This is a genomic window from Desulfofundulus thermobenzoicus (assembly GCF_009428905.1).
GTDB classification, from domain to species: Bacteria; Bacillota; Desulfotomaculia; order Desulfotomaculales; family Desulfovirgulaceae; genus Desulfofundulus_A; species Desulfofundulus_A thermobenzoicus.
The window spans coordinates 138,516-157,182 of the sequence record NZ_WHYR01000001.1; the positions used below are offsets into that span (position 1 = coordinate 138,516).

The following is an 18,667-nucleotide window of genomic DNA, read 5'->3' on the forward strand; positions in this document are numbered from 1 at the left end:
ACGGGAGGGTGAAGGGCATGGTAACGTTAACCATAGACGGCCACAGGGTGCAGGCCCCACCGGGCAGCACCATTCTGGAAGCGGCTAAAGGGGCCAGCATTCGCATTCCCACCCTCTGCTACCTGCCCGAAGTACAGGCCATCGGGGCCTGCCGGGTATGCCTGGTGGAGGTGGAGGGCAACCGCAACCTGCAGCCGGCCTGCGTGTTCCCGGTGAGCGAGGGCATGGTGGTGCATACCAATACCCCCCGGGTGCGCCGGGCCAGAAAGTTTACGGTGGAAATGATTGTCTCCAACCACCCCATGGATGACTGCCTGACCTGTCCCCGCAACCAGCGGTGCGAATTGCAGCGGCTGGCCGATGAACTGGGGATCCGGGAGGTGCGGTTTACCGGCGAGAAAAGCGAAGGGCGCCTGGACGACCTTTCCCCTTCCATTGTCCGGGACCAGAGCAAATGCATCCTCTGCCGCCGCTGTGTCACCGTCTGCAGGGAGGTGCAGGGGGTGGCGGCCATCTCGGTCCAGGGCCGGGGCTTCAAGACCCGGGTGGAACCGGCCTTCGGCCAGAGCCTGCATGACGTGGCCTGCGCCCTGTGCGGCCAGTGCATACTGGCCTGTCCGGTGGGCGCCCTGCAGGAGAAGGAGAACATAGAGGAAGTATGGCAGGCCATTTTCGACCCCACCAAATTTGTGGTGGTGCAGGACGCCCCGGCGGTGCGGGCGGCCCTGGGGGAGGAATTTGGCTATCCACCCGGTACGCTGGTGACCGGGAAAATGCTCTCGGCGGTGCGGCGGCTGGGCTTCAACCGGGTCTTTGACACCAACTTTGCCGCCGACCTGACCATTATGGAAGAGGGCCACGAACTGTTAAAGAGGATCAAAGAGGGCGGCGTGCTGCCCATGATCACCAGCTGCAGCCCGGGCTGGATCAAATTCATCGAGCACTTCTACCCGGAACTGCTGCCCCACCTGTCCACCTGCAAGTCCCCCCATCAGATGATGGGCGCTTTGGTGAAGACCTATTATGCCCGGAAGACGGGTATAGACCCGCAGGACATGGTGGTGGTCTCGGTGATGCCCTGCACGGCCAAAAAGTTTGAGTGCAGCCGCCCCGAAATGAACGGCAGCGGTTACAAAGATGTGGATTATGTGCTCACCACCCGGGAACTGGCCCGGATGATCAAGCAGGCGGGCATAGATTTTGCCGGCCTGGAGGACGGCTACTACGACGATCCCCTGGGCGAGTACAGCGGCGCGGGCACCATTTTCGGCGCCACCGGCGGGGTGATGGAAGCGGCGCTGCGCACCGCCTGTGAGGTGGCTACCGGGAAAACCCTGGAGAATCTGGAGTTTACCGCCGTCAGGGGCCTGGAAGGCATCAAGGAGGCGGTGGTGCCCCTGGACGGTCTTGGTGAGTTAAAGGTGGCTGTGGCCCACGGGCTGGGCAATGCCCGGAAGATACTGGAAAAGATAAAGAACGGCAGCGCCGGCTATCATTTTATTGAAATCATGGCCTGTCCCGGGGGATGTGTCAGCGGCGGCGGGCAGCCCCTGCCGGTAAACAACGAAATCAGAGAACTGCGCGCCCGGGCGCTGTACCAGGAGGACAGGGATTTAAAGCTCCGCAAGTCCCATGAAAACCCGTCCATCAAAAGGCTCTATGCAGAATTCCTGGGCCAGCCCCTGGGTGAAAAATCCCACCACCTGCTGCACACCCGTTATACGGCCCGGGGCAAGTTTTAACCAAGGGGGTAGAGGTTAATGTTTAAAAAAATCCTGGTGCCCGTGGACGGGTCCGAGGCTTCCCGGCTGGCTGTAAAAACGGCCGCTCGCATGGCCGAAAAATTCGGGGCGGAAGTGATGCTCTTTCATGTGATGCAGCTGCCCTCGCCCACGGAAATGTTCGAGACCTTCAGCGGCAAACTGGGGGAAATATATTACCAGGTGAAGGACCGCATAGCCAGATTCGGCAGCCGGGTGCTGGAAGATGCACTGAAAGATTGTGAGGGTTTTAAAGTTATTTTTAAAGAAAAGGCGGTATGGGGAGAACCGGCCAGGGAGATTATCCAGGAAGCGGCCGAAGGCCGGTATGACCTGGTGGTAATGGGCAGCCGGGGCTGGGACGATGTGGATGAGTGGCTGCTGGGCAGCATCAGCCAGCGGGTGGTGCGCCGTTGCAAGTGCCCGGTGCTGGTGGTGCGGTAGGTGACAGGGATTGAGAAGGCCCCGGCTTGCCGGGGCCCGTGAATTTTTGTGCGCCCGGCATGGGCGTTAACTTGGTGGTGAAAGTCCACTGCTCAGGGTGTTTCGGGGGGAGGGGGGGCCCATTGGGCTGCTTTCAAGGGTTCAGAGCCTGCTGGCAGGAATGCCTTGATTCCACGGCCGGCCTGTAAGTTTGCGGGCCATATGGTTGCCGCCGGCCCTTTGTGGGGTATGGGGGCCGGCGGGCCGTAAATTATAACTTATTGCAGCCGGATTTGTTTAATTTCTTTAAGGTTTTCCAGATCACTTAATTTGATCGTTTGTTCCGAGACGGTGTACAAAACGTTGTCGATGTAAAGGGATCTTTTTACCAGTGCGGGCGCTTCCGGCGGTGCGGAAAGGTTTTCACCGTGGATCACTTTCCCTTTCAGGTTAATGTCCTGTTCCGGTGAAAGGGTAAAGACATAGACTCCGGTCCAGAAACCCGGATCAACGGGTTTTTTCCCTGGTTTGGTCTCCGGTTGCTCCATGATAATGAAACGGGGCGAAAAGGAAACCGGTATGGCCAGCAGGTTTTTCGACCGGCTGAACAGTACCGCCCTGTGGTCCTGCAGGGCCGGCGAATCGGCATCTCCCTGGATTACATATTTGGCCGTTTCTTTTGGATTGGACGGGTCGCTGACATCGAAGAAGGCAACTTTGATCCCTTCGTCCCGGGGCACCGGCGGCTGGAAAATGGCTATTTCGGGCCGGGATTGGGCCAGCGGTACCGGCTGCTCTATGATTTCCCGGCCGATGCCGATCAGGTGATTCTCATCGTAAGGATGCAGGTAACCCGAGTAACCGGGAATCTTTAATTCACCCAGCACTTTCGGCTGGCGCGGGTCTTTTAAGTCTACCACGAACAGGGGATCCACATTCCGGAAGGTGACCAGATAAGCCCGGCTGCCCATAAACCGGGCGGCGTAGATCCTTTCGGCGGGGGCCAGGCCCTGCAATTTGCCCACGGTTTGCAGGTTTTCGTTCAGAATATAAATATTATTCCTGGTAACGGGCCGCTCGTTGAAGATCAAATTGCCGGTGGAGGTGGTGGCTATTCTAAACATACCCTGGTATTCATCCATGGAAAACTGATTGAGCACCTGCCCCGGCACCTCTCCGCTGCAGCGGTATTCCACGTTGTCTTTGTTCAGGGCCAGCTTGTGGATGAGGGTCTTGTCCCTTTCCCGGGCCATCTCCTGTTTCCACTTGTTGCGTATGTCTATATACTGTTCTTCCAGGGCAACGGCCACCCTTTCGTCCAGGCTGCTTAGAAAACCATCCAGCAAAAGGTCCAGTTCCTGTAACTTCTGGCCGGGATCCTTATTCGAGTTCTTGATGCGATCTATGTCTGCTTTTATTTTGGCCGGCACCAGGGTGGACATTTCCTCCAGTACTTTACCGGTATAAGCCGTGAAGTCCGGCGTTTTGGGTCCCGTTAAATAGAGGTGGCCCGTAGAGGCGTAAATGCTCTGCCCGGTTCCGGTGAGAAAGGTTCTGGTGCTGCTGTCGCCGCTTTGGGTATTGATGGCGAGGACCAGGGTGTACCGGTAAGAACGATCCGGGTAATCAAAATAAAAGATATCTGCGGGTTGAATCTGGTGGGCCTGTCCATTTGTATTTAACTCGGGCAGCTCTATTTGATCCTGCGCCAGGGGCATGTTAAAGATGGAATAGACATAATCGCCAATCATACGGGATGTAAGGTAATGTCCCTGAAAAGTGATGTTCCTTTGCCGTACCGGTTTCTCCCGGTTTTGCAGGTTGTAAACCTGAACAAATACACGGTCGGGGTAAACTGGCACAATACCGCCATTAGTATCCCCGTTGCCGGACTGCTGCGGCCCGGGGTGGGATGGAGCCTGCCGGCCGAATATGACCAGGGTATCTTTGTTGATCATGATCTCCTCCGGCCAGCCGTCACACTGGATGGTGGAGACCACTTTTGCCTCCCGGGCCGGTTGGGCCATGACTATGGCCACCCTGGTCCCCGATACTGCGTACAGGTGCCGGCCGTCGCTTTTGACCATGTCCGCTTCATCCACCCCTTCCACCTGCACATTGGTGGTGGAAAAATCCGCCGGGGCCTCAGCAGGTTGTCGCACCACACCGTTTTCGGCCATCCCTTTTATTCCCTGGGGAGCCTGTTCAGTTGCTGCCGGAACGCTTCCAGTACCTGAACCCTTTTCCGCACCATCAAAAAGCATTCCTCCCACCTGCCGGGCCAGGGCCGTGTTTTTCTGGACGTAAGCCACCAGCTCTTCGTATGTAGAGAAGCTTTTCATTGCCGCCGCCGATGCCCGGTGCGTTGGTAAAGTGGTGCCCAGCAGAAGGGCAGCGGTCAGCAGAAGGGCAGCCAGCGCACAGGATAGTTTAATCCGCCTGTTCATACCCTTGCTCCTTTCACGGGGATTTTGTCCGGTTCCGGCAACCGGCCGTTTATTCCATATTGACGTATCTCCCTGGCAAAATGTTCCCACTGCCGGCTGATTATTAATTAATTTTTGATAGGAGGTCAAAAATTTTTTTAATTTCCCGGTTGAGCGAGGCCGCGGCCGGCCGGCAAGGGGAAGCCGGCTTTTGGAAAAAACTGCCGGGGCTCCCCCCGGCAGAGGAGGAGCCCCTTAAAATAGTTTAAAAAGCTGGAATCACTTGTCTCCATTACCGCCCCGTTTGCCTGCACAGTCCGCAAAACTGTTTAGAAAGCCGGAATCACCGCACCCTGGTACTGTTCTTCCAGGAACTTCTTGATCTCCGGGGTGTTCAGCGCTTCGGCCAGCTTTTGCAAAGCGGGGTTGTCTTTATCTTCGGGGCGTACTACCAGTACGTTGGCAAAGGGAGAACTTTTATCCTCGAGGAAAACGGCGTCCTTCACCGGATTCAGCTTGGCTTCCAGGGCGTAGTTGCCGTTGATAACGGCCGCATCCACGTCAGTCAGCGCCCGGGGCAGCATGGCCGCATCCAGTTCCCGGATGGTCAGGCCGGCCGGTTTTTCCAAGATATCCATTTTGGTGGCCATGATGCCCTTGCCTTCCTTGAGTTTAATGACCCCGGCCTTTTCCAAAAGCATCAGGGCACGACCGCCGTTGGTAGCGTCGTTGGGGATGGCGATGGTTCTGGCGTTTTTCAGATCGGCGGCGTTTTTAATTTTATTGGAATAAATGCCCATGGGTTCCACATGTACTTTGGCAATGTAAACCAGATTTTTGCCGGTTTTTTGATTGTAGTCCTCCAGGTAGGGAATGTGCTGGAAGAAGTTGGCGTCAATTTGCTTGTCGGCCAGGGCCGGGTTCAGCTGGGCATAGTCGTTGAACGTTTTGATATTCAGGGTGATCCCTTCCTTTTCCAGGACGGGTTTCACCTTTTCCAGAATTTCCGCATGGGGACGGGCCGTTGCCCCTACAGTGATCTCCTTTTTGTCCGGCTGTTTCTCGGCTGACTTTTCCTGCTGCCCGCAGCCGGCCAGAAGGACACCGGCAAAAGCCAGGGAAAGGACGATGGCCAGAATTTTTTTCATGGTATTTACCTACCTCCTTCTCAACGTTTGTTTACCCTGGCCGTGATCCGGTCGCCCACGGTTTGAATGAGCTGCACCAGAATAATGAGCAGGATTACGGTCACGACCATCACGTCATTTTGGTAGCGCTGAAAACCGTACTGGTAGGCCAGTGTACCCAGACCACCTCCTCCCACCACGCCGGCCATGGCGGAGTAACCCACCAGGGTGATGGTGGTCAGGACGAAGCCGGCCACCAGGGAAGGCATGGATTCCGGTATGAGCACCCGGGTGATGATCTGCCAGGGGGAGGCGCCCATGGCCTGGGCGGCTTCGATTACTCCCCAGGGCACTTCCCGCAGGGAAGTTTCCACCAGCCGGGCCACAAAGGGAATGGCCCCCACGGAAAGGGGGACAATGGAGGCGGTGGTGCCGATGAAGGTGCCCACCACCAGGCGGGTAAAGGGTATGATGGCGATGAGCAGGATGATAAAGGGGAATGATCGCCCGATGTTCACCAGGGTGCCCAGAACCTGGTTTATCCGTGGACCGGGTTTGATATGTCCTTCACCGGTGATAACCAGGATCACCCCCAGGGGAAGGCCGAAAATATAGGCGATGATGACCGAAACAAGCACCATATAAACGGTTTCCAGCGTGCCCTGAGCCACCATCTGAATTAACTGGCCGGTCCACTCATTCATGGTTGTCCAACACCTCAATGGTTAAATGCTGGTTTTGTAAAAAATCAATGGCTTTGCTGATATCTTCCGGCGACCCGAGTAATTCCAGGGTGAGGGTGCCGAAGGGAGTGTTTTTGATCTGGTCTATTTTCCCGAAAAGAATGTTGGCGTGGATGCCGTATTTCTGAATCATGGTGGAAATAACCGGCTCACCGGCCGATTGACCGATGAAGGAAAGACGCACCAGCCGGCTTTCGCCCTCCCGGGCCGGGCGGTGCCTGTACAGTAGTTCTTCCGGGATGGCGGTGTTCCAGACGCTTTTGACAAACTCCCGGGCCGTGGGGGTGCGGGGCGCGGTGAATACGTCCAGCACCGGTCCCGTTTCCACAATGCGCGCCTGATCGATCACGGCCACCCGGTCGCAGATTTCTTTGATCACCGGCATTTCATGGGTAATAATGATAATGGTCAGCTTCAGCTGCCTGTTGATGTCCTGCAGCAGCCGCAAAATGGAATGGGTGGTCTGGGGATCCAGGGCGGAAGTGGGTTCGTCGCAGAGCAGCAGTCTGGGATCATTGGCCAGTGCCCGGGCAATGCCCACCCGCTGTTTCTGCCCCCCGGACAGCTCCGATGGATAGACCCCGGCCTTGTCGGCCAGGCCCACCATCTCCAGCAGCTGTTTCACCTTCTCCCGGATGGCCTGGCGGGGCAGGCCGGCGATTTCCAGGGGAAAGGCTACATTGCCGGCCACCGTACGGGAAGACAGCAGGTTGAAATGCTGGAAGATCATGCCGATCTGGCGGCGGGCGGCGCGCAACTGCCGTTCCGGGAGGGCGGTCAGATCCCGCCCGTCAATGATCACCCGCCCGCTGGTGGGTTTCTCCAGCATGTTTATGCACCGGATCAGGGTGCTTTTACCTGCGCCGCTTAAGCCGATGATGCCGAAAATTTCCCCTTCGGGGATGGTCAGGTCCACCTTTTCCAGTGCCCTGATGTCATTGCCGTCCCGGGTTTTATATACCTTGCTCAGGTTTTCTATTTTGACCACCGGTGTTTCCTCCTGGTACGAACACGAAAACGCCCCTTTGCCTTCAGGCAGTGACAAAGAGGCTGTTTTTGCATGGGTCTTTCCGCCTTTATTTGCCGTTGTGCCGGCAAAAGAGTCCCGGGTTGTCCGCATTCAATTTCCATAATATCATATCAGAGGAAGCGGCAGAATGTCAATAAAGCCGTGAATAAAACATCATCCGGGAAAAGGGGAAAAGGCCCGCGAGAATGGCAATGAATAAAGACTTTACACCGGATCTGCAGGAAACAAAAAAATGGCAGGGGAGGCGTTCCCCTGCCCTTTTCGGTACGCCCTTTCCGCCGGGCGACCCATTTAGTGGATGGCCGAGATAAAGGCCCCGGCAGCCACGGCGGTGCCGATAACGCCGGCCACGTTTGGTCCCATGGCGTGCATGAGCAGGTAGTTCTGCGGGTTGGCCTGGGATCCCAGCGTATGCACCACCCGGGCGGACATGGGAACGGCGGAAACGCCGGCCGCACCGATGAGCGGGTTCACTTTGTTTTTGCTGAACAGGTTCATCAGCTTGGCAATCAGTATGCCGCCGGCTACGGCAAAGGCAAAAGCCAGCACACCCAGGATGAAAATGTATATGGTTTGCGGTCTGAGGAAGTTTTCCGCCGACATGGTGGCGCCCACGCCCACTCCCAGGAAGATGGTCACTATATTCATCAATTCATTGCGGGAAACATCGGTCAGGCGCTGCACCACACCCGATTCCATGAACAGGTTGCCCAGCATGAACATGGCCATCAGGGGGGCCGACTTGGGCACCAGTATGACAATGACGATGGTGGCCAGGATGGGGAAAATAACCTTTTCTCCCTTGCTCACCGGGCGCATTTGTTTCATCACCATGGCCCTTTCTTTAGGGGTGGTCAGGAGCCTGGCCACCGGCGGGATGATCAGGGGAACCAGGGCCATATAGGAGTAGGCGGCCACGGAAACCGCTCCCATCAGGTGGGGTGCCAGGTTGGCCGACAGGTAGATGGTGGTGGGTCCGTCGGCGCCGCCGATGATCCCGATGGTGGCCGCCTCAGGGACGCTAAAACCAAATAGCAGTGCGGTAAAGAAAGCCCCATAGACCCCCAGCTGGGCGGCCGCCCCCAGCAGTATGGTTTTGGGGTTGGCTATGCACGGGCCGAAATCGGTCATGGCCCCCAGGCCCAGAAAGATCAGGGGCGGGATCAACTCGTTCTGGATCCCATTATGGAAAAACATATAGAACAAACCGCCCTCATCCATCAGCCCGGTGAGGGGGAAATTGGCGGCAAAGATACCAAAACTGATGGGCACCAGCAGCAGGGGCTCGATGCCCTTTTTAATGGCCAGGTACATCAGCACAAAGGCTATGGCCCACATGACGATATTGCCAGGGGTTAAATTGAGGAGCCCGGTGCTGTTGATGGCTTCCGTCAATTGCTCCAGCATGGCGGTTCCCCCTTTCCCTTCAGCCCAGAGTTAAGATCACCGTATCCGGATTAACCACATCCCCGGGATTGGCATTGATTTCTTTGACCACCCCGCTGGCAGGGGCATAGATTTTTACATACATTTTCATGGCTTCAATGGTGGCCACCGGGTCGTTTTCCTTGACCTGATCGCCCACGTTTACATCCACCGAAATCAGTTTTCCCACCATGGGTGCATTTACTGGAACGCTCATATTGAAACCTCCTTAATTTTATTAAGAATTTAGTTTTGCTGCCTGTACCCTTTCGGCCTGCAGATGTCCGGTGATTTCCCCGGTAATGCCAGCAATAGCGGTTTTTAAAGAACAATTATCCCGGTTTTCAGGCCACCGATCCCACTTTGGCGGAACCTTTCTGCGTGGCATCCTTTTGAACCGCTTGTTTTTGCTTTTGCCTTAAGTCTGCCTGAGCAAACAGACGTCCTGCCAATCCCACCACCGCGCTTAGTATGCCCAGAGCCAGAAATACTGAAACAATGCCGGTAATGGCCACTGTCAATGCCTGATACCAATCCACCATTTTGCATCACACCTCCTCTGGTATTTTCTTGCTGCCGGCATTCATACTGTTCCATGTATTCACTGAACAGTATGCTGTATACAGATTTTAGAAGAAACCACCCCCTCATTCTAAAAGCTAATACAACTTTCTAAATATTATAAGGACCGGCTTTCCTTCCGAGATTCGGAAAATTTATTTTTTACTGTTTAATTCAAGGGTATTCTTTCAGTGGGGGGCTGCTTTTTGCCCTTTGTGTCATCCCGGTGAATGCCGCATTTTCTGACATAAATTCTTATTGAAGGTTTGGCTGATATCCGGTACAATTACATATTAGCATGAACCGGGCCAGTGTTCCAGGTGGGATAGCCATTTTTTGGTGTAAAAATTTTTATATTGACCCGGAATAAAAAAAAGGTTTGGGGAAGGGGAGTTTTTTAAAGAGGAAAAAACCGTCACCCGTAGAATTACCTAAGTATTTAGCTCCGAAGTGGTTACACTATAGTACTGTCCGGGCTATAATGGCAAAAGGGGCTAATTTTGGAGCGGACAGGGGTTTCAAGTAAATCGGTTTAAAGGGGGAGCATAAATGAAAGCAAACGCGGAAAGGATAGAAAAAAATACCGTTCTACTGGAAGTAGAGGTAGACAATGAACAATTTTCCAGGGCCATGGAGCGGGCCTACCGTAAACTGGTTAAAAAGGTAAACGTGCCTGGTTTCAGGCCCGGCAAAGCTCCCCGGATTATCCTGGAGCGGCATATCGGCAAACAGGCGCTGATAAATGAAGCGGTGGAGATGGTAATCCCCGAGGCATATTTTCAGGCGGTGGAGGACACGGGCATCGAGCCGGTGGCCCAGCCGCAGCTGGAACTGGTTCAGGTGGAAGAGGGTAAACCCGTGGTCTTTAAAGCCCGGGTGGTGGTAAAGCCGGAAGTGGAACTGGGGCAGTACAGCGGATTGGAAGTAACCCGGCGCCACGGGGAAGTGACTGCCGATGATGTGCAAAGGGAACTGGAGCGGTTGCAGCAACGCTACGCACAGCTGGTTACCCTGGATGAGGGCACTGTGGAAAAGGGGGACCTGGTTACCCTGGATTTTACCGGCCGGGTAAATGGAGAGCCCTTTGAAGGGGGACAGGCGACGGATTATACCCTGGAAGTGGGTTCCGGCCGCTTTGTCCCCGGCTTCGAGGACCAGCTGGTGGGTATGGCCATTAATGAAAGCCGCGATATCCAGGTCCGTTTCCCCGGTGATTATCCCAACAAGGAACTGGCGGGGAAGGAGGCCGAATTCACCGTTACGATAAAGGCCGTCAAGCGTAAGGAACTGGCTTCCCTGGACGACGAGTTTGCCAAGGATGTCAGTGAATTTGATACCCTGGAGGAATTACGGTCCGATCTGGAGAATAAATTAAAGGAGGCCGCCGGGGCCAAAGCCAGGGCCGAAATGCGCCGGGAAGTGTTGCAAAAGGCCGTGGATAACGCCCGGGTGGATATCCCACAGGAAATGATTGACAGCCGGGTGGAGGAAATGCTCCAAAGCGTGGAACGGCGTTTGCTGGCCGAGGGGATTAACCTGGATATGTATCTGAAATACCAGGACACCACCCTGGAACAAATGCGGGAAAAGTTCCGTCCCGATGCCCATGACAGTTTAAAGACCATGCTGGTGCTGGACGCCATAGCCAGGGTGGAAAACATCAAGGTCAGCGAGGAAGAAATACAGGCCGAGATTGAAAAGATGGCCGCGGAGATGCATCAGGATCCCGCCGTGGTGCGTAAGGTAGTGGAAAGTCAGGGCCAGCTGGAAGCGGTGACCCAGGGCCTGGTTCGGGAAAAGGTAATGCAGTTGCTGCTGGACCGGGCCAATATCATTGAGCATGATGAAGAGCCGGAGGCCAAACCGGTAGATGAGCCGGCAGCTGAACAATAAGCCGGGTTGACGATAACACCAGAAAATCCATTTACTTTGAACCGGGAGGTAACCTGTAAATGTCTACGTTGGTCCCCATTGTTGTGGAACAAACCAACCGCGGTGAGCGGGCATATGATATTTATTCGCGGCTGTTGAAGGACCGCATCATCTTCATCGGCGGTCCCATTGACGATTACGTGGCCAATCTGGTCATTGCCCAGATGCTTTTCCTGGAAGCCGAGGACCCGGAAAAGGACATCCATTTTTACATTAACTCTCCGGGCGGGGTGGTCACAGCGGGTATGGCCATCTACGATACCATGCAATATATCCGGCCGGATGTTTCCACCATTTGTCTGGGGCAGGCCGCCAGCATGGGCTCCTTCCTGCTGGCTGCCGGCGCCAAAGGCAAGCGTTACGCCCTTCCCTACGCCCGGATTATGCTGCACCAGCCCCTGGGTGGAGTGCAGGGCCAGGCGACGGAAATAGAGATTCATGCCCGGGAAATTCTACGCATGAAGGATGTGCTCAATGAATTGCTGGCCAAGCATACCGGCCAGCCCAAGGAAAAAATTGCCCGGGACACCGAACGGGATTTCTTCATGTCCGCCCAGGAGGCAAAGGAATACGGGATCATAGACGAGGTGTTCACCGGGCGCAAGTCCAAGTAAGAGAGGTGGAAATGCATGTTTAACGACAAGGGTCAGCTCAAGTGCTCCTTTTGCGGGAAGCTGCAGGACCAGGTGAAAAAACTGGTGGCCGGACCCGGTGTGTATATTTGCGACGAGTGCATTGAGCTGTGTAACGAGATTATTGAGGAAGAATTAAATGAAGACCTGGGGCTGGACCTGAGTGATATACCGAAGCCCAGGGAGATTAAGGATATCCTGGATCAGTATGTCATAGGCCAGGAGAGCGCCAAAAAATCCCTGGCCGTGGCGGTATACAACCACTACAAGCGCATTAACCTGGGGGGCAAGATCGATGATGTGGAGCTTCAAAAGAGCAACATCGTCATGCTGGGGCCCACCGGTTGCGGTAAAACCCTGCTGGCCCAGACCCTGGCCAGGTTGCTGAACGTTCCCTTTGCCATTGCCGATGCCACTTCGCTGACGGAGGCCGGTTATGTGGGTGAGGATGTGGAAAACATCCTGCTAAAACTCATTCAGGCCGCCGATTACGATGTGGAGAAGGCCGAAAAAGGGATAGTTTATATTGACGAAATAGATAAAATAGCCCGCAAGTCCGAGAACCCCTCCATTACCCGGGACGTTTCCGGGGAGGGTGTGCAGCAGGCTCTGCTGAAAATCCTGGAAGGTACGGTGGCCAGCGTGCCGCCCCAGGGCGGGCGCAAGCACCCCCACCAGGAATTCATCCAGCTGGACACCACCAATATCCTGTTTATCTGTGGTGGTGCCTTTGACGGCATTGAAAAGATCATCATGAACCGAATTGGCAGAAAAGCCATGGGCTTCGGCGCCGATATCCAGGCCAGGCGGGAGCGGAAGATTGGCGAGATCCTGTCTCATATTCTGCCCGAAGACCTGTTGAAATACGGCCTGATTCCCGAGTTTGTCGGCCGCCTGCCCATTATTGTCACCCTGGATGCGCTGGATGAGGACGCGCTTATACGTATCCTCACCGAGCCCAGGAACGCCCTGGTCAAGCAGTACGAAAAGCTTTTTGAGCTGGACGGGGTAACTCTGGAATTCCATCCCGACGCTTTAAAGACCGTGGCCCAGGAAGCATTAAAGCGCAATACGGGCGCCCGGGGGCTGCGGGCCATCCTGGAGGATGTTATGCTGGAGGTAATGTATGACATTCCTTCCCGGGACGACATCACCAAGGTGATTATTACCAGGGAAACCATCTTAAAGAAGGAAAAGCCCCTGCTGGTGGCCGTGGACCGCAAGAAAAAGAAAGAGGAAACAGCTTAAAAAAACAGCAGCCGGAAAGTAAAGGACAAACGGTTTATAGACGTAAAAAGCACAGGCGAAATTAACGCTTGTGCTTTTTTGGTATAAATCATTGCTGTCGCAACTTAAATGTTCAGTAGAACCGCCCTGTTGGCTACAGAGGCACGGTGTTCGTAAATGATCAGTGAACCCGCTTTGGCACCGCGTTGTCATGGTAGCGGTTTAACCAAACATTAACAGGTAAAACAGCCGCTTGTATCTTTGTTTGGTTTTTGACAATTTTTTATAGCAGTTCCGTGCGTACATCCAGCAGTTCCACCGTGCCCATACCCTCCACAAAACGGACCACCGCGGACAGGGTCTGGTGGACGTGGGCGCTGTCGTTGCTGATAAAGGACACACCCACGGTGGAGAACTGCCAGGTATCCTGCTTTCCCACTTCGGCCACCGACACGTTATAACGGGACTTCACCTTATCCAGTAAACTTTTCAGTACCCGCCGCTTGCTTTTCAGTGAATTGGCTTCGCCCATGCGCAGCTCCAGTACCAGTACCCCTACGACCACTCTTTGTTCCCCCCGGTGGTTATCCAGTCAGGTTTCCGGAAAACATTTAATTTACCGGTGGCCATAGCTGTCCCCGTACGGGTTTTAATGGCCTCCGGCTTCCGCTCTCCTGGTCCGTTGTATTTCGGTTTGTGCCGGCTCCCCCTTCAGTTCGGCCAGCAGCATGCCGCCCAGGATCAAAAGACAGCCGGTTAGCTGCCGGGCCGTGAGTATTTCCCCGGCCAGCAGGTAAGCGCCCAGGGCGGCAAAAACCGGCTCCATGGTGAAGATAATGGCCGTGTGGGTGGCGGAAGTAAAGCGCTGCACGCTGTTTTGAATCAGGAAGGCCAGGGAAGTGGCCGGTATGGCCGTCAGGAGCAGAGCAATCCATACGGGGCGGGTGAACTGCCCCGGCCAGGTTTCCATGCTCAGCCCCATGGCGAAGGCGGCCAGGGAAACCGCACCAATCTGAATGGTGGCCAGGAGCGGCGGGTTCAGGTGGCGGGCATAACGGCCCACCATGATAATATGTAAGGCAAAACAAATGGCGCAGAAGAAGACCAGCAGATCGCCGCGGTTAATCCGCAGCCCCTGGCCAAGGGATAAAAAGGCCAGACCGGTGGTGGAAAGAATCACTCCCCCTGCGGCGAAAACACCAGGCAACTGTCTGGTGAAAAAAGTGCTGAACACCGGTACCAAAACCACCGACAGGCCGGTGATAAAACCGGCATTGGCTGCGGTGGTATATTGCAGCCCCACCGTTTGAAAGGCATAACCGCCAAATAAAAACATGCCGATGATCAAGCCGGCCTGCAGGGTGGTGCGATCCAGCTTCAGCAGCTGGCGGTAATAAATGGCGCCCAGAAATAGAAAGGCCAGCAAAAAACGCACACCCAGAAAATAATAAGGTCCAATGGAATCCAGGGCGTTCTGTACCACCACAAAGGTTATACCCCAAATGAAGGTTACTCCCAATAAAGCCAGATCTGCTTTTAACTGTAAGGATTTATTCCCACCGCCTGGCAAATTCAATCACCTCATATAAGCCCGATCCTTTTCATTCTCTCACGGCTGACCGGGGCTGTCAACGGCAAAAAATAAAAGCCGGGCGCGCCACCGGGCGCCCGGCCGGTAAATCATTCCTGGTCAGGCTTGATTACAGGGGTAGGGCCAGATACCGAAGAACAGCAGGATCAGCACCAGGAACAAAATGAAGGAGAAATAGGGATGGTAGTAATAGCCAGGACCGGGAGCCATGCTCTTTTACCTCCTTTCGATCTGGTTGCCGGTTCTATAACAGCCTATGAATAATGGCGGGGAAAAGTGCAAAAGTGCAGGGGGCAGCTTGCTGGAATCAAATACCAGGGAAAAAGATCGACTGTTGCACTTCCGCCGGCAGGATTTTGCAGTTGATAAGCGAAAACTTAGTGCTTATGAATGGAAACGGGGAGGTGCTGTCCAAGAGTTCAAACACCTGTGTATACTGTACAAATAATGACGGTGTAAGGGAGGAAAAATTTGCATGCCTGGATGGTCTATGCGAATTGATGATCATCCGGCGACTATTATTGAGGGAGGTAGGAAAATTTGCGTAGAATGGCCAAATCTCTCCTGGTTCTGCTGGTAATGGCAGCCCTGGCCCTGGCGGTGGCCGGTTGCGGGGGGCAGCAGACGAAAGAAAAGGGCCAGGAAAGTGCTTCGTCGGGCAGCGGGCAGCAGCCTGCCGCCAAGCAGAAAATTTTAATAGCCTCGGATACGGCCTATGCGCCCTTCGAGTTTCAGGATCAAAGCACCGGTAAATATGTTGGCTTCGATATGGACCTGATCCAGGCCATTGCCCAGGTTAACAACTGGGATTATGAGATCCGCAGCATGAACTTTGACGGTATCGTGCCCGCCCTGCAAAGCGCCAGTGTGGACATGGCCATTTCGGCCATGACCATTACCGATAAGCGCAAAGAACAGGTTAACTTCTCTTTACCCTATTACCAGTCCGGCCAATGTGTGGCGGTTAAGGCCACAAATAATACCATCAAGGGCTTTGACGACCTGAACGGCAAGAAGCTGGGCGTACAGATCGCCACCACCGGTGCCGACGAGGCACGAAAGGTGCCCGGGGCCAAAGTAACGGACTACAACACCATCAATGAAGCATTCATGGCTTTAAAGAATGGTAATGTGGATGCCGTGGTAAACGATTATCCGGTTACTTACTACTTTATTCAGCAGGGTAACAGCGATGTAAAAATCGTTGGCGATCTGCGCACCAGTGAGTTTTACGGTATTGCCGTACCCAAAAACAAGCCGGAAATTCTGGAGAAGGTCAATAGTGCTTTAAAAACTTTGAAGGAAAATGGCAAGTATGCCGAGATATATAAAAAGTGGTTCGGTAAAGAACCGCCGACATTCCTGCCCGGGGAACCTCCGGCAAAACAATAAGTGAACAGGAAATATGCGTAACACTTTTGTGTTACGCATATTTCCTGTTAGCGGATTTATGGGAGTGTGAATGTTTTGGAAACGGCAATCAGTTCCCTGCCGGTTTTGTTACTGGGTGCTGTAAAAACACTGGAGATTACGGCCATTGCTGTTTTTATCGGATGTATTCTGGGTCTGGCGGCCGGGCTGGCGCGCCTTTCGAGAAAACGCATCTTACGTTTCCTGGCCACCTGTTATGTGGATTTTTTCCGTGGCACACCTCTGCTGGTGCAGATTGTCATAGTCTATTTTGGTATTCCGCAAATCTTAAAGGATATCCAAAATCAACTGGTTCAGGCTTATGGGATAACCCCGGTGTTTGAAAACATACCCATCTTTGTGGCGGCGGTCATTGCCTGCAGTTTAAACAGCGGAGCCTATATCGCCGAAATTTTCCGCGCCGGGGTGCAGTCCATTGAGAAGGGGCAGATGGAAGCGGCCCGTTCCCTGGGCATGACCCACGGCCAGGCCATGCGTTACGTCATATTGCCCCAGGCCTTCAAGCGGGTGATTCCCCCCCTGGGCAACGAGTTCATCGCCATGCTCAAGGATACCTCGCTTCTTTCAGTTATCGGCTTTGAAGAGCTTTTCCGGCGGGGCCAGCTCATTGTGGGGGCCACTTATAAAGCCTTTCAGATTTATCTTACAGTGGCCTTTATTTACCTGATAATGGTGATATCCTTTTCCCGGCTGGTGGACTATCTGGAAAGGAGGTTGAAGACCGGTGATTAAAGTGATCAACCTGCACAAGCGCTTCGGCCGCCTGGAAGTCCTGAGGGGAATCGACTGCCATATCGCCCCCCGGGAAGTGGTGGTGGTCATCGGTCCCAGCGGCTCGGGGAAAAGCACCTTTTTGCGCTGTTTGAACCTCCTGGAGCAGCCCACGGACGGGGAAGTATGGGTGGATGGGGTCAACCTGACGGATCCCAAAACCAATATCAACGAAATCAGGCAGGAAGTGGGCATGGTCTTTCAACGTTTCAATCTTTTCCCCCATAAGACGGCCCTGGAAAATATCACGCTGGCGCCCATGAAGGTGCGCCGGCTGACCCGGCAGCAGGCCCAGGAAGTGGCTTACAACCTGCTGGCCAAGGTGGGTTTAAGCGACAAGGCCGACGTCTACCCCGATCAGCTGTCCGGGGGGCAGCAGCAGAGGGTGGCCATTGCCCGGGCGCTGGCCATGCGGCCCAAAGTAATGCTCTTTGACGAGCCCACTTCGGCCCTGGACCCGGAAATGGTGGGGGAGGTCCTGGCCGTAATGAAGAACCTGGCCCGGGAAGGCATGACCATGGTGGTGGTTACTCACGAGATGGGATTCGCCCGGGAAGTGGGGGACCGGGTATTGTTTATGGATGAAGGACGTATTTTGGAAGAGGGAACTCCGGAACAGGTTTTCAACCGTCCGCAAAATGAACGTTTAAAGGGATTCCTGAGTAAAATTTTATAAAAGGACAAAATTTAGACCCTGGGCTCTCGAAATCCGGCTGCAGGAACTTTTTCTAAGAGGGTTCAAAAATGTTATAATTAAGTTAAGAATTGATTAATTATCGATTAACTTTTTGCATGGGGGAAGCGGGGACCCGGAATTACAGGATGCAGGGTTGGTGGAACCTTTTCATCCGGGTGCAGCTTTCCCTTCAGGGGAAAGGAGGTATTTGGGGGAGCGCTGTAAGGGGTTTTTAATTGCTCTTGACAGGGTGGTGGGTTTTCATGTTGCCGTGGGAGCAGTATAACTTTTATTTGTACTACCCGGAGGAGGCTGCCCGGGAGGGGCGCCGGTTTGTACAGGGTCTGCCGGGTGTGGCCAACGTACCCTGGTTTTTTTGCCAGGCTTTTATCAGTTCTTTTGATGAACTGGGAGAAATCAACCCGGACTACCAGGGCTTTCAAAAAATGGCCGAAAACTTTGTGCTGCTCATGGCCGATAGAAAGGGACGTTCCTGTGGATTCTGTGTATTTATCCCGGAGAAAGCGGGCTTAATCCAGATCGATATTATTCTGATCCACAGGGAACTGCGCAAAAGGGGACTGGGCCGGTTGCTGCTGGGTTATCTGGAGCAGGCCTGTACCCGGGGCTGTATCTTGTATGTCAGGGATGTCACCTGTGTAGGCCGCAAATTTTTCACCAGCTGTGGTTTTGCCCGGGATGTGGACTTATTCAAGGTATTAAACAATCATAATCGCATCATCAAACCGGTAACCCCGGTCAACGTACCTGCCCTGGCCTGCGTGTGAGGCAGTTAAAGACGTGGGGAAGATTCCAGGACTCCCCTTGACTTTTGACCGGGCATTTGCTACAATGATTTATGCTGACAAGAGGTGACTGCCTGCCCACAGGTGGTGGATAAAGGCGGCACCT

General features: G+C 54.2%; 18 protein-coding genes. 9 read left to right on the top strand and 9 right to left on the bottom strand.

Features of this window, described 5'->3' with window-relative positions; genetic code table 11:
• The first annotated feature begins 17 nt into the window (after window positions 1-17).
• Window positions 18-1,742 (top strand): NADH-dependent [FeFe] hydrogenase, group A6, encoded by a 1,725-nt coding sequence (locus tag GFC01_RS00620; protein ID WP_152944708.1) that lies wholly within the window; start codon window positions 18-20, stop codon window positions 1,740-1,742.
• Window positions 1,743-1,760: 18 nt separating this feature from the next.
• Window positions 1,761-2,204, top strand: coding sequence for a universal stress protein (locus GFC01_RS00625; protein WP_152944709.1), 444 nt, complete (start codon window positions 1,761-1,763; stop codon window positions 2,202-2,204).
• A 257-nt stretch (window positions 2,205-2,461) separates the two neighbouring features.
• Here GFC01_RS00625 and GFC01_RS00630 read toward each other — a convergent pair whose 3' ends face one another.
• The 7 genes from GFC01_RS00630 to GFC01_RS00660 form a co-directional block, all read right to left on the bottom strand.
• The gene (locus GFC01_RS00630; protein ID WP_152944710.1) at window positions 2,462-4,630 is read right to left on the bottom strand and encodes a beta-propeller domain-containing protein; all 2,169 of its coding nucleotides are present in this window, start codon (window positions 4,628-4,630) and stop codon (window positions 2,462-2,464) included.
• A 308-nt stretch (window positions 4,631-4,938) separates the two neighbouring features.
• Window positions 4,939-5,757, bottom strand: coding sequence for a MetQ/NlpA family ABC transporter substrate-binding protein (locus tag GFC01_RS00635; protein ID WP_152944711.1), 819 nt, complete (start codon window positions 5,755-5,757; stop codon window positions 4,939-4,941).
• A 20-nt stretch (window positions 5,758-5,777) separates the two neighbouring features.
• Entirely contained in the window at window positions 5,778-6,440 is a 663-nt protein-coding gene (locus tag GFC01_RS00640) for a methionine ABC transporter permease (RefSeq protein ID WP_194174728.1), read from the bottom strand.
• Window positions 6,433-7,467, bottom strand: coding sequence for a methionine ABC transporter ATP-binding protein (locus GFC01_RS00645; RefSeq protein WP_341473665.1), 1,035 nt, complete (start codon window positions 7,465-7,467; stop codon window positions 6,433-6,435). The genes GFC01_RS00640 and GFC01_RS00645 overlap by 8 nt, the downstream gene beginning before the upstream one ends.
• Before the next feature lie 333 nt (window positions 7,468-7,800).
• Window positions 7,801-8,916: a sodium ion-translocating decarboxylase subunit beta gene (locus GFC01_RS00650; RefSeq protein WP_152944713.1), complete on the bottom strand. Its 1,116-nt coding sequence runs from the start codon at window positions 8,914-8,916 to the stop codon at window positions 7,801-7,803.
• Between the two features lie 19 nt (window positions 8,917-8,935).
• A complete protein-coding gene (locus GFC01_RS00655) occupies window positions 8,936-9,151 on the bottom strand; it encodes a biotin/lipoyl-containing protein (RefSeq protein WP_152944714.1) in 216 nt (71 codons plus the stop codon).
• 127 nt (window positions 9,152-9,278) lie between these two features.
• Window positions 9,279-9,476, bottom strand: a complete 198-nt coding sequence (locus GFC01_RS00660) for an OadG family transporter subunit (protein ID WP_152944715.1) — start codon at window positions 9,474-9,476, stop codon at window positions 9,279-9,281.
• Window positions 9,477-10,044: 568 nt separating this feature from the next.
• Between GFC01_RS00660 and tig the strand changes: the two genes are divergently transcribed.
• From tig to clpX, 3 genes are read left to right on the top strand one after another with little or no spacing between them, the layout of a single operon-like run.
• Window positions 10,045-11,388: a trigger factor gene (gene tig, locus GFC01_RS00665; protein WP_152944716.1), complete on the top strand. Its 1,344-nt coding sequence runs from the start codon at window positions 10,045-10,047 to the stop codon at window positions 11,386-11,388.
• A gap of 59 nt (window positions 11,389-11,447) precedes the next feature.
• Window positions 11,448-12,041 (top strand): ATP-dependent Clp endopeptidase proteolytic subunit ClpP, encoded by a 594-nt coding sequence (gene clpP / locus GFC01_RS00670; protein ID WP_152944717.1) that lies wholly within the window; start codon window positions 11,448-11,450, stop codon window positions 12,039-12,041.
• Between the two features lie 15 nt (window positions 12,042-12,056).
• Window positions 12,057-13,307, top strand: a complete 1,251-nt coding sequence (gene clpX, locus GFC01_RS00675; RefSeq protein ID WP_152944718.1) for an ATP-dependent Clp protease ATP-binding subunit ClpX — start codon at window positions 12,057-12,059, stop codon at window positions 13,305-13,307.
• A gap of 262 nt (window positions 13,308-13,569) precedes the next feature.
• Here clpX and GFC01_RS00680 read toward each other — a convergent pair whose 3' ends face one another.
• The gene (locus GFC01_RS00680; protein ID WP_341473666.1) at window positions 13,570-13,851 is read right to left on the bottom strand and encodes a DUF503 domain-containing protein; all 282 of its coding nucleotides are present in this window, start codon (window positions 13,849-13,851) and stop codon (window positions 13,570-13,572) included.
• Window positions 13,852-13,935: 84 nt separating this feature from the next.
• On the bottom strand, window positions 13,936-14,862 hold the full coding sequence (locus tag GFC01_RS00685; RefSeq protein ID WP_423244349.1) for a DMT family transporter: 927 nt from the start codon (window positions 14,860-14,862) through the stop codon (window positions 13,936-13,938).
• A gap of 564 nt (window positions 14,863-15,426) precedes the next feature.
• Between GFC01_RS00685 and GFC01_RS00690 the strand changes: the two genes are divergently transcribed.
• The 4 genes from GFC01_RS00690 to GFC01_RS00705 all read left to right on the top strand — a co-directional run bounded on the left by GFC01_RS00690 (window position 15,427) and on the right by GFC01_RS00705 (window position 18,543).
• Window positions 15,427-16,269 carry a transporter substrate-binding domain-containing protein gene (locus tag GFC01_RS00690; protein ID WP_152944757.1) on the top strand — a complete coding sequence of 281 codons (843 nt, stop codon included), beginning with the start codon at window positions 15,427-15,429 and terminating at the stop codon, window positions 16,267-16,269.
• Between the two features lie 75 nt (window positions 16,270-16,344).
• On the top strand, window positions 16,345-17,040 hold the full coding sequence (locus GFC01_RS00695) for an amino acid ABC transporter permease (RefSeq protein WP_152944720.1): 696 nt from the start codon (window positions 16,345-16,347) through the stop codon (window positions 17,038-17,040).
• Entirely contained in the window at window positions 17,033-17,755 is a 723-nt protein-coding gene (locus tag GFC01_RS00700) for an amino acid ABC transporter ATP-binding protein (protein ID WP_341473667.1), read from the top strand. Before GFC01_RS00695 ends, GFC01_RS00700 begins: the two co-directional genes overlap by 8 nt.
• Window positions 17,756-18,018: 263 nt before the next feature.
• Window positions 18,019-18,543: a GNAT family N-acetyltransferase gene (locus tag GFC01_RS00705; protein WP_152944721.1), complete on the top strand. Its 525-nt coding sequence runs from the start codon at window positions 18,019-18,021 to the stop codon at window positions 18,541-18,543.
• Window positions 18,544-18,667 lie beyond the last annotated feature (124 nt).